Annotated in this window: 9 protein-coding genes; 1 reads left to right on the top strand and 8 read right to left on the bottom strand. The window is 47.8% G+C overall.

Features of this window, described 5'->3' with window-relative positions:
• Positions 1-187: 187 nt before the first annotated feature.
• From AC1DE7_RS28950 to AC1DE7_RS28915, 8 genes are all read right to left on the bottom strand, one after another.
• Entirely contained in the window at positions 188-1,060 is an 873-nt protein-coding gene (locus AC1DE7_RS28950) for a metal ABC transporter permease (RefSeq protein ID WP_047841304.1), read from the bottom strand.
• Positions 1,060-2,019, bottom strand: coding sequence for a metal ABC transporter permease (locus tag AC1DE7_RS28945; protein WP_017692397.1), 960 nt, complete (start codon positions 2,017-2,019; stop codon positions 1,060-1,062). The genes AC1DE7_RS28950 and AC1DE7_RS28945 overlap by 1 nt, the downstream gene beginning before the upstream one ends.
• 3 nt (positions 2,020-2,022) lie before the next feature.
• Positions 2,023-2,844, bottom strand: coding sequence for a metal ABC transporter ATP-binding protein (locus tag AC1DE7_RS28940; protein ID WP_235193917.1), 822 nt, complete (start codon positions 2,842-2,844; stop codon positions 2,023-2,025).
• A gap of 31 nt (positions 2,845-2,875) precedes the next feature.
• Entirely contained in the window at positions 2,876-3,820 is a 945-nt protein-coding gene (locus tag AC1DE7_RS28935; protein WP_477535702.1) for a metal ABC transporter solute-binding protein, Zn/Mn family, read from the bottom strand.
• 236 nt (positions 3,821-4,056) lie between these two features.
• Positions 4,057-6,006 (bottom strand): peptidoglycan D,D-transpeptidase FtsI family protein, encoded by a 1,950-nt coding sequence (locus tag AC1DE7_RS28930; RefSeq protein WP_477535700.1) that lies wholly within the window; start codon positions 6,004-6,006, stop codon positions 4,057-4,059.
• Between the two features lie 396 nt (positions 6,007-6,402).
• On the bottom strand, positions 6,403-8,442 hold the full coding sequence (locus AC1DE7_RS28925; RefSeq protein ID WP_405144724.1) for a peptidoglycan D,D-transpeptidase FtsI family protein: 2,040 nt from the start codon (positions 8,440-8,442) through the stop codon (positions 6,403-6,405).
• A 105-nt stretch (positions 8,443-8,547) separates the two neighbouring features.
• Positions 8,548-9,693, bottom strand: coding sequence for a transglutaminase domain-containing protein (locus tag AC1DE7_RS28920; protein ID WP_036605735.1), 1,146 nt, complete (start codon positions 9,691-9,693; stop codon positions 8,548-8,550).
• A gap of 18 nt (positions 9,694-9,711) precedes the next feature.
• Complete coding sequence (locus tag AC1DE7_RS28915) at positions 9,712-10,194, bottom strand: ATPase (protein ID WP_174806458.1); 483 nt, start codon at positions 10,192-10,194, stop codon at positions 9,712-9,714.
• 191 nt (positions 10,195-10,385) lie between these two features.
• Between AC1DE7_RS28915 and AC1DE7_RS28910 the strand changes: the two genes are divergently transcribed.
• A complete protein-coding gene (locus tag AC1DE7_RS28910; RefSeq protein ID WP_340984278.1) occupies positions 10,386-11,561 on the top strand; it encodes an MFS transporter in 1,176 nt (391 codons plus the stop codon).
• Positions 11,562-11,594: the final 33 nt, after the last annotated feature.

The following is an 11,594-nucleotide window of genomic DNA, read 5'->3' as shown; positions in this document are numbered from 1 at the left end:
TCTTTTGGAAGGTCGTGGGAGAACTGTTTTTGTTACGAGGTCCTAGCCCCTAAAACCGCCACGTTCTCCCGGCTTCCCCCATCGTAAAACGACCACAAAAAAAGGCCAACCAGTAATTACTGGCTAACCTGATAATACGAAAACCGCCTGCAAGCAGACGGCCTCGTGTAATTCACTTAAACTTTCATTACCTTGCCGCGAATTTGCGACGAGCGTAACGGAATACAATGCCATGTTTCGGTGACAGCAACAGTGCGAGAACAAACAAAATTCCAGCAACAGCTACCATGCAGCCCGCAATGGAAGCATCCAGGGCATATGCCATGATATAACCTCCAACCGAGGATGCTGCTCCGATCAGGACGGCATACAGTATCATTTTGCCCAGACGATCTGTGAGCAGGTAAGCCGTCGCCGCAGGTACAATCAGCATGCCCACAACGAGAATCGAACCAACACTTTCAAATGAAGCTACGGACGTCATCGAAACGAGTCCCATGAGCAGATAGTGGAACAGCACTACTGGAATGCCGCAGGCCGCAGCCAGCGCCGGATCGAAGGCACATAGCTTGAACTGTTTGTAGAACAGCCCAATGACGACGAGGATGACTAGCAAAGTGATACCCAGCATCCAAACTGCCCTCGGACCGACATCCGTACCCCCAAGGGTTAGCGTATCCCACTGTACATAAGCGATCTCACCAAACAAGACACAATCCAGATCCAGATCAATATGCTGGGCGTTCAGACTAATCAGAATGACACCTACTGCGAAGAGTGCTGTAAACACAATTCCGATCGAGGCATCAGACGAGAGTCCACCCGCCTGCAAACTCTGTATGAAGAACACCGTCAGTAGTCCAAACACCGTTGCACCAAGTAGCATCCATAACGAATCTCTGGAACCACTCCACAGGAAAGCAATCGCAATACCAGGGAGGACCGCATGGCTGATCGCATCACCGACCAGAGCCATTCGCCGCAGAATCAGAAAACAACCGAGGATGGCGCAGGCGGAAGAAACCAATACGGCCGTTAAGATAATCCAAAACGTTGCCATTACATCTCCCCCCGTTCCTGCTGATTTCGTTGTGTGGCGAGAGTCTGGAGTGTAGCCCGCTCTTCACGCATATACGCCGATTTTGCCTGAATACTACGCAAACGTCGAGCTAATAATCCACGACGCGGAGCCAGTAAGGCTGACCCGGCAAACAACACCGTAGCCGCAAGAACGGTTACAGGTCCTGTCGGCAGATTAGGTACAAGCGTACTGAAGATAGTCCCTGTTGCACCACTCAATGCACCAAATATGCCAGCCAATACCACCATCAGTGCGAGTGAGTCGGTCCAGCAACGTGCCGCTGCTGCTGGGGTTACCAGCAAGGCTGCAACAAGCACCACACCAACGGCTTGAATCCCGGCCACCACTGCGATTACCGTCAAGAGCAGGATGAGCTGCTCCAACATCGCAACTGGCAGTCCCATACCACGTGCAAATCCCGGGTCAAAACTCACCAGTTTGAATTCCTTGAACCAGGCAAGACAGGCAATCAGTAATACGAGACATACGCCACCCATGACATACACATCCGTCATGACCATGGATGCCGCCTGCCCAAACAAATATTTATCGAGTCCACTTTGACTTCCGCTCGCCCCATGCTGGATGCGCGTCAGCATCACTACACCAACCCCGAAAAAGACGGTCAGCACAATTCCCATCGCCGCATCCTGCTTGATTCGGGAGTAGCGCGTAATCCACGAGATTCCGAAGGTAGCAACAATGCCAGCCACCAGAGCACCGAACAGGAATAATCCGACCGACTTCGTTTCCGTCAACATAAATGCAATACAGATCCCAGGCAGAGCAGCATGAGCAAGGGTATCCCCCATCAAGCTCTGTTTACGAAGAAAGGTGAAGGAGCCAATAATTCCGCTACTGAATCCTAACAACAGACAGCCAAGCAATATCCAACGTGTATTGGGGTCAGATAAGATGGCAACGATCCAGTTCCACATGCACTACACCTGGCCTTTCTCCGTCCGGCTTCCGATCATCGCAATCCGGCCTCCGTACGTCTCTTGCAGTGTATCCGGTACAAATACTTCACTTGTCGGTCCACCTGCCACCAGTCGTCCATTGAGTAGTAGCACATGGTCGAAGTATTCCTCGACTGTCGCTAGATCATGGTGAACGACCAGTACCGTCTTGCCTTGTTTCTTCAACTGTTCCAAAAGCGAAATGATCGCTTTCTCTGTGGTGGCATCCACACCTGCAAATGGCTCATCCATGAAATACAGATCTGCGTCTTGCACGAGTGCCCGCGCCAGAAAGACACGTTGCTGCTGTCCACCGGACAACTGACTGATCTGGCGGTACATGTAATCACCCATGCCGACTTGCTCCAGGCAGTGTGCCGCCAGGTCTCGCTCCTTTTTCCCCGGACGACGGAACCATCCTAGATGACCATACCGTCCCATCATCACCACATCGAGTGCATGCGTTGGAAAATCCCAGTCCACCGATTCCCGTTGGGGCACATAACCGATGCGGCGACGTTGTTCCCTGTACGATTGTCCGAAGATCCGTACCTCTCCATGCATCTTCGGTACAAGTCCCAGAACGGCTTTGATCAGGGTCGATTTCCCTGCACCATTCGGTCCGAGTATTCCGATGAGTTGTCCTTCAGGGATGTCGAAGGATACGCTGCTAAGCACCGGCTTTTTGTGATACGCAACAGCCAGATCCCTCACACTAAGAGGAGCCGATGTTGGCTGCGTTCCCTGCAAGTGACTATTGTTCAGTTTCGTAGGAGTTTGTTTCAATAAAGTTGTATCTTCCATAATCCTGTAACTCCTCTCTTCTTGTGATTCATTATTTCAGTGCTTCTACAATCGTCTCAACATTGTGGCGAATCATACCGATGTATGTGCCTTCTTCCGTCCCCTCAGCCCCCATGGCATCCGAGAACAGTTCTCCACCAATGTTGACCGTATGTCCTTTTTGAGCTGCTCCGGCAATGATGGCTTCCATCGCTTTTGCAGGCACACTCGATTCAACAAATACTGCTTTGATATGGTTATCTACGAGATAATCCCGCAGTTCGCTAACATCTTTTGCACCGTATTCGGCTGCTGTACTGATGCCCTGAAGCCCCATCACTTTCATGCCATAAGCCTGACCGAAATATCCAAATGCATCATGCGCCGTAACCAATACCCGGCTTGCTTCCGGAATCTCCAGAATCTTCTCACGCACCTCGGCATCCAGTACTTCGAGCTTCGCCAGATACGCCTCTGCCTGAGCCTTGTACTCTTCAGCATGGTCCGGGTCCGCCTCCACGAGCGTATCGCGTACGGCTTCTGCCGCATGCATCCAGTGGCTGACGTTAAACCAGACGTGTGGATCATATTCGGTGCCGCCTGTATCTTTGCCTGAGTGTAACTCCTCAACTGGAATAGTCTCTGTAACAGCAGTAACCAGCTTACTTGAGGACATTTTCTCCAAAATGTCTGTCATTTTGCCTTCAAGGTGCAGTCCATTATAGAAAATGACTTTTGCTTGTTCCAGCTTGCGAATATCACCTTGGGATGCCTTGTACAAGTGGGGATCAACTCCCGGGCCCATTAGCCCGGTAACATCAACATATGCCCCGCCTACCTCACGTGCTACGTCAGCGATCATTCCCGTTGTAGCGGTTACTTGAAGCTTGCCACCACTGCTCGTCTCTACATCACTGGAACATGCCGTAAGTACAATAACCAGAACCAGAGCCGCTAGCGTAATGAATCCCCTCTGAATACTCCTCATTTTCACCATTAACAATTCAATCGTCCCCTTTCCCTCTCCTAAAATACTTGTCTACATCTAATTTTGTTGTACAAGGTATTATTTTTTAATCAAGACTAATAATGTTTCCCTTGTGCAAATTTTATCCGAAGCCAAAAAAAAAGGCAAGGGATTATTTCCCCTGCCTGTCCAAATATATTTAATTCACTTCATTAACCTGTTAGATATGAGATTAAAAGAGCTAACTTCCGCGACGTTCTTTTACATTACTCGTTGTCTTTTCCTTCGTCTTTCTTACCTTTCGGCGTTCCATCCAGACCATACACTTCATCATATGCATCGAAGATTTTCCGTGCAATCGGTGAAGCACTGACTGACCCGAACCCACCTTCCGGTACAACAACAGCTACAGCAAGCTTCGGATTATCTCGTGGTGCAAAGGCAATAAATACACCATTCTCTTTTTTGTTCGGTCCGGTCCCCTGCTCTGATGTTCCTGTTTTCCGTGCATAATCGTATGGGAAACCGTCAAATGAACTTACTTTGGTAACCATACCTTTGTGCACTTCATTCCAGTGCGCCTCGGCAAAATCAACTTCATTAAGCACCTTAGGTTTGATCTCTTTCACCACATTGCCGTCCGCGTCACGGATTTCCTTCACCAGATGTGGTTCCATCCGTTTGCCCTTATTGGCAAGCATCGTCGTGTATTGTGCGAGTTGCATTGTAGTGTACTTGGCTTGCTGTCCAAAGGAGGCAAATGCCAAACGTGTTAGAGCTGATTCGTCATCATTATTATATTCTAGCCTACCCAAAAATTCATTAGGCAGATCTACACCAGTGGACACACCCAATCCGAATTCCTGCATGTGTTTGTGCCAGACATCGATGCCTTTCTCTGAGCCATAATTACGTAACAAACGTTTACCCACCATATCAATCATGAAGGCATTGGAGGATTTCTCAATCGCTCTTCTCGCCGTAATAGAACCATTATAAGCAGAATGCGAGTTCTTCACTTGTCGTCCGTCTTTCCCCAAAACCGCATATCCCTGATCATGATAGGTCTCTCCTGCTGTAAATAATCCCTCTTTTAATCCAATAAGCACACTTAGCGGCTTGATTACTGATCCAAGGAGTACAACGGATTCCGCCCGACTAGGCTTGGCATCATTCGGTGGGAACGACTCAGTGGTTCCGTTCCGGAATACATATTTGATTTTGTCATAATCCCAATCGTTCGGATCATAATCTGGCATACTTGCCATAGCTACCACATTCCCCGTATCCACTTCCATGGCTACTGCGTATCCGGTAATTGCCTTGGGAAGTCTGCGCAATTCGTCCGTTATCGCCTCTTGTGCAGCCATCTGAATTTCCTTGTTAATGGTGGAGACCAGACTGTAGCCTTTCTCCGGTGGTGTTTGTAACATCGTCCCATCTGGCAGATTACGTGCGTCAATATCAATGGACTGATATCCGCTTCGTCCACGGAGTTCTTCCTGGTATTGAAGCTCCAGCCCATCGAAGCCAACCTTCTCTTCTTCATGGTACACAAGACCAGGATCACGCTGGGTACTTGCCCCCTCGCGGATTGCCTTATATTTGGCAATGGAATCTGGTGCCCGTTTGAACTCTCTTGTGTAACCCACAACCTGAACCGCTACGCCATCCGGGTCATATTTTCTTATGTTTTCTTCCAGCACCATAACGCCTGGATATTCCGCTTTTTTCTCCATGAAAAAGGCAATTTCTTTGGTCGATAGATCCGACTTCACAAGCCTCGGCACATACCCAAACGTTTTCTGGTAATCCAGATCCAATCGTTTGATGATCTCTTCCCCGTCCGGCTGCTCTTTGTCCCCTGGATTAAACTGCTTAAACACAGCCGCCAGATCATGAGCCAGTTCCTCTGCTTCCTGTCTACGTTCATCATTCCGATAATCCTCATATAACAGCACATACAGGGACTGTACAGGTTCGGAATAAGCGAGCGCGACTTCCCCTGTCGCATCATAGATGGGACCACGAACAGGTGCGAGTGGAATGTCTTTGGTATTACGACTCGTTTCCATATACGTCAGTTCAGGACCCTCCACAAACTGCACAAAGGCTAATCTGAAAATAAGGATACTGAATATGACAAATGCCGCGAAAAAAAACAGATTCAGCCTTGCGGTGGAAGGCTTGTTGACGGGTGTATCTTCCTCAGTCATGGGTTTCTTCCTCAATCGGTTAAACATGTTTTAAGCCTCTCCCGTTCCTCTATAAAAATAAAATATTTAATCCGTCTTGTGAACGCGTTCAATCCGATATTTAATCCTTTCTCATACAAGTCTACCAAAGGTTAGCTGTCACGTCTTTCAATATTTGGTTACATTTTCGTAAACAGAACTTTTACACTACCCTATCTACCGATTTCAATGTAAACACTGACATATCAACGTTATCCCGTTCTCCAGATCGCGTTTACCCTTCCCTTATATAAACGTGGTACAGCTCATATGGTTACATATTAATGCAACGAATTAGTTCACTCTTACAATCCATTCTCCACGTAAAAACAAAAAAAAGGACCCACGAAGGGTCCCCTCTGTAACCAATGCCTCACATTACTGTGTGCCTGATTCCGAATCTGAATCTTTATTTTTGTCCTTTTTCGGTACACCGTCGAGACCGAACTCCTCGTCATAGGCATCGAAGATCGCACGTGCAACCGGAGCCGCACTACTGGAACCAAAGCCCCCTTCGGGGATAACCACAGCGACAGCAAGCTTTGGATTATTACGTGGTGCATAGGCAATGAACACCCCATTATCAACGGGTTTGCCACCTACTACCTGTGTCGATGTTCCTGTTTTTCTGGCAAAGTCATAAGGGAATCCGCTAAATGCCGAAACTTCGGTGGCCATGCCTCGTTGCACTTCATTCCAGTAGGCATCGTTAAACTCTACCGTGCTGAGTACCTTCGGTTTTACCTTCTCGACCACGTTGCCTTCAGAATCCCGGAACTCTCTAACCAGTTGTGGCTCCATCCGCTTTCCTTTGTTCGCCAGCATTGTCGTGTACTGAGCAAGCTGCATCGTTGTATATTTTCCTTGTTGACCAAAGGAGGCATACACCAGCTTGGTCAAAGAACTCTCGATGCTCTCCTTACCATATTCTTTGCGCCCAAGATATTCATTAGGCAGGTCAACACCTGTGGAGATACCTAACCCAAATTTCTCCATGTATTCGTCCCACACGTCGACACCCTTTGCACCATACTTGGAGTAAAGCTTTTTACCAATTTCGTCAATCATGAACACGTTCGAGGAATGACGAATCGCATCACGAGGATACATTGCACCATACACATGCCCTGATGAATTCTGCACTCTGCGATTGTCTCCACCAAAGGTCGTTGAACCTCTATCTGAATATACGGTATTTGTAGTGAAGAAACCTTCTTTCAAACCGATCAATACACTAAGCGGTTTAATTGTAGAACCAAGCAATACAACAGATTCCGCCCGTTTACCTGAATCGTCTGGCGGGAATCCACGAATGGTACCATTTTGATAAATATATTTTATGTTGTCGTAATCTTCAGAACTTATACCGCCAGTTCTCCATACGTTGGTATCATAATCCGGCATACTCGCAGCAGATACGATTTTCCCGGTATCCACTTCCATTGCAACTGCAAATCCGGTCTTTGCATTCGGATGCAATTTACCGGAAACCGGATTCCGATGAAGCCAACTCAACTGATCCAGAATGGCCTGTTCTGTTTTCACCTGAACATTCTTGTTAATGCTGGAAATCAGGTCGTACCCTTTCTGCGGCGGGGTAGAACCTGCTACACCTTCAGGCAAATTACGCAAATCAACATCAACGGATGTATATCCGCTTTTGCCGCGGAGAGCATCCTGATATTGCAGTTCCAGTCCATCAAAACCAACGAATTCGTTCTCTGTATACACCAGGCCCGGATCCGTTTGCGTTTTATTGGCCTCGTCCACCTCTTTGTATTTGTTCAAGGACTTCGAACTTCTGAACTTCTTCAGATAACCGATGGTCTGAACCGCTACCGTATCCGGGTCATAGAATCGCACACTCTCCTCAACGATCTGAATACCTTTGAACTCGTCCTTGTGCTGTAGGAAATAAGCAACTTCTTCCTCGGACAGATCACTCTTGATCAGACGTGGCATAAAACCGTTCGCTTTGCGGGAGTTCAAGTCCATCTCTTCAATAATTTTCTCCACCGTAAGTGACTCTGAATCCTTTAGCTTGTATTGTTCAAACACATCATGCAATCGGGTTGCAATATCCTGCACTTCCCCTATGTTAGGACTCGGTTTCCCATCAACATCCCCATAGTTTTTATAAAGGGTCAGGTAGAGAGACTGAATGGGCTTGGAGTAAGCCAACTTCACCTCACCTGTGGAATCATAGATCGTGCCTCTTACAGGAGGAAGTGGTACATCCTTGGTAATGTTACTTGCTTCTTCCTGACTAAGCTCAGGCCCTTCGACAAATTGTAAAAAGGCCAAGCGTACAATAATAACGCTAAAAATAACAAAGGAAGCGAAGAAAAATACGTTCATTCGGTAACTGAAGCGCCGTTTGTCTGTAAGTTCATCCTTCTCATTGGAATGTTTTTTCATCCATCCTACCTCTTTCATGACTTGATGCATACCGCTCAAACTGATTCTTAACGGCATGATAACCTGGCAACGTCGTCATATTCCGGACCCATGTCCGTTGTATTGCTAAGCTGATTGATCCTTTAGATGGGTGTCGGCAAAATTCGGAGGATTAAACCAGTCTCCACTGATCGCCCATGTCGGGTCAAGCGGAACCCAGCTCTCGGAACCACTCAAATACACCTCATTCCACGCATGCGGACCGTACCCTCCCTGGCCGTTATAACCAAGTCCTGTAACAACTTTGACTTCAAGTCCTTGTGAACGGGCCATCACGGCATAAAGACGGGCATAATCAATACATACGCCTTTGCGTGTATCAAATGTATTCTGTGGATTTTGTTCATGCCATATGCCCTTTTGCTCATAGTCATCCACTTTACCATAGTCATACTGAATACGTGAACCTACCCAGTCGTAAAGCGCTCTTGCTTTGGCTTCATCTGTCGATTGGCCTTTGACAATCTCACTCGCTGCTGATTCAATATCCGTCGGAATATTGTGGTCGATGACTTCATATTTGCGTTGCAGGATGCCGCCCAGTTCCTTCTGCACAGCCTGCGTAAATACGGGTAGCTTGTCCTTAATGAACGTGCCGGACAACGGTTCGATGACTGATTTGGCCCCTTGCATATAGATCGGGGATGCTTCCACATATCGGCTGAACATGCTTCCAGGGTAAAGACTGACAATCATGAACAAAACTGCGATGACAATCATTCCGCGGACGGAGCCTATGATCGTGCCAATGAATGCACCCGTCAAGCGACTAAACATACCTTTAGGCGCACTTTCCTCGGCTGACCTCTGCCTGCTACTAAAAATAAATGAAGAGAGAAACCCGAGAATCAGTCGGATGAGTCCATAGCTAAGTACAAATAATACAGCGAACCGCATCAGCGGAAAATCTGCAATCGCCGTAACCAACGTATAATACATCTGTTCCCACCGGTTCAACTCACGGTTAGGCATGGCTGAAGCATACTCAGACAGCCACTGCTGTACATATGGCGCAAGCCACAACGTTAAACCGATCGACAACAGAATACCAATGACCGCCATAATGCCATCCATCAGGAACCCAAAGAGTCTGCCTGCTGAACGCGAAGCCCCTCTGGACCAACCCTGCAATAATGAAGCAGCCACAATCAGCAACAGCATAATCGTGATGCCATTCAATTCCTTCAGGCTGTCCAGCCAATTCTGCAGCACGTACCGATTCCCCCTTTACTACGATGCTGGTGCTGTTTTGTTCTCCTGTGCCTGTTCGACAAACGTACGTATAGTTTCATTGTCGAGTTTCCATTCGCCAAGTGAAATTCCGCGGAAGGTCACATCAACTTTATCCGATTGAGTTCTGCCCTTAATCTCCACATTGGGACTTGTGATGGTGAACGCTCCATCCTGTCCTTTGACGTATTTCGCTTTGGAAGCCTCCTTAAGCATCATGCTGGTTGCTTCCTTCTTCAATGTGTCCATCGTGCTGGATTGTACGTCTGTCACTGTCTGTTTGATCTGATCAATGGAGATGCCGCTGTATATCAGTAGAGCCGCAATAATGATGATGGCAATCGCCCATTTCAATACGGTTTTGACCACATTTAGAACAAAGAACAATATGATCAATGCAACCACGATCACCAGCCAGTTCTGCATCACAAACTCTTTGATTACTTCTATGTTCATGACTACACCTTCCGTATTAGAATTCATTCGTAACACTCCCGAATATTATACATGATTTCCGAAGCTGCTGTCAGCTAAGCCCTCTCCCTTAAAAATAAACGGTCTAAGTTCGTCCCGCCGGGCGTACAAGTAGTACCATGAGGTTCTTGCCGGGAGAACGGGGAACACGTTCAAGACCTGTAGTTTGAACATGCATCGCTTAACAAGGAGGGGCTTATGTGAAAACGGCCATCTGGCTATACCTGTTTTTGTTCCTTGCCGTATTTGATTTGCACGCCCAGTATCCCATTTTGACCCCTTTTGCCATCTCGCTGGGAGCCGCCCCTACTTTCATTGGCTGGATGATGGGCATCTATTCCTTAACACATCTTCCTGGCAATCTGATTGCTGGAACACAAATCGATAAACATGGCAGTCGCCGCTACATTGTATTCAGTCTGCTCGGTGCAGGATTCATCCTGCTCCTGCAAGCCTATGTCCAAACACCATGGCAACTGCTGGCGCTGCGTTCCATCAGCGGTTTTGTACTGGCCTTCCTGTCTCCTGCATGTCTCGCCCTGCTTGCACAGTTATCCAGCGATCCGGTGAAACAGGGGAAGTATATGTCGGGTCACGGGGTAGTACATACCCTCGCTTCTGTTGTATCGCCAGCAGCCGGTGCGATCATTGTGGGTTCCATGGGATTCTCTGCTACATTCTCAGGTTTGGGCTATCTGCTTATTCTCACAGGTGTCATTGCTTTCATGACCATGCCCCGTGGTATCGTCAAACAGCATGAGAAAGTAACGGTACCTGCTAAACCTGACGCTTCACCAGCAGATGCCACAAGCGTATTCCTGCCGGTGTCCTGGCGATACTTCGCCTTGCCTCTGGTGATTGCCTGTGCCCAAGGGATTCTCTTCTTCGAATTACCCCTGCGGGGCGGAGGACAATCGTCCATCATGTCTACCGGACTGCTGTTCTCTATAATCAGTATTGGGGCACTCTTCACCCTCAGCATGTTATTTCTCAATCGGTATTCCCCCAAGCTGCGTCTGGTTGTGGGCGTACTGTTAATGTCCTTGTGTTTTTTTGTGATGGCAGCCATTCCGCAAGTTCCGTTGTCTACTGTATTATTTGTACTCGGGATGTCCAAAGGCATCATCTTTCCAGCTATGGCAACCCTATTTATCCGTCTGAGCGGAGGAAGCAAGTTGGGCCGCATTTTCTCGTTGCAATCCATTGCCACCTCCATCGGCTCTTTCATCGGCCCCATCACAGCCGGGCAACTTCGTGTCGGGTTATCACCCTATTTCATCGCGTTTCTTTTGTTAATGATTGGTATGTTGCTGCTTCCATACTATACATCCAGACGCGAAGCTTCCCTGTCCGATCCGAAAAGTATATTGAATTAGGCCTGTATCAAGCTTTTTCTTCCCTACCGTTAT

This window comes from Paenibacillus sp. 10L310 (genome assembly GCF_056395745.1).
The sequence above is the reverse complement of the archived record's forward strand: the minus strand, read 5'-3'. Positions and strand labels throughout refer to the sequence as shown.

Bases quoted from the DNA above. Each gene is read 5' to 3' on its own strand.
- AC1DE7_RS28950 (WP_047841304.1), bottom strand. From the start codon at position 1,060: ATGGCAACGTTTTGGATTATCTTAACGGCCGTATTGGTTTCTTCCGCC.
- AC1DE7_RS28945 (WP_017692397.1), bottom strand. From the start codon at position 2,019: ATGTGGAACTGGATCGTTGCCATCTTATCTGACCCCAATACACGTTGG.
- AC1DE7_RS28940 (WP_235193917.1), bottom strand. From the start codon at position 2,844: ATGGAAGATACAACTTTATTGAAACAAACTCCTACGAAACTGAACAAT.
- AC1DE7_RS28935 (WP_477535702.1), bottom strand. From the start codon at position 3,820: ATGGTGAAAATGAGGAGTATTCAGAGGGGATTCATTACGCTAGCGGCT.
- AC1DE7_RS28930 (WP_477535700.1), bottom strand. From the start codon at position 6,006: ATGACTGAGGAAGATACACCCGTCAACAAGCCTTCCACCGCAAGGCTG.
- AC1DE7_RS28925 (WP_405144724.1), bottom strand. From the start codon at position 8,442: ATGAAAAAACATTCCAATGAGAAGGATGAACTTACAGACAAACGGCGC.
- AC1DE7_RS28915 (WP_174806458.1), bottom strand. From the start codon at position 10,194: ATGAATTCTAATACGGAAGGTGTAGTCATGAACATAGAAGTAATCAAA.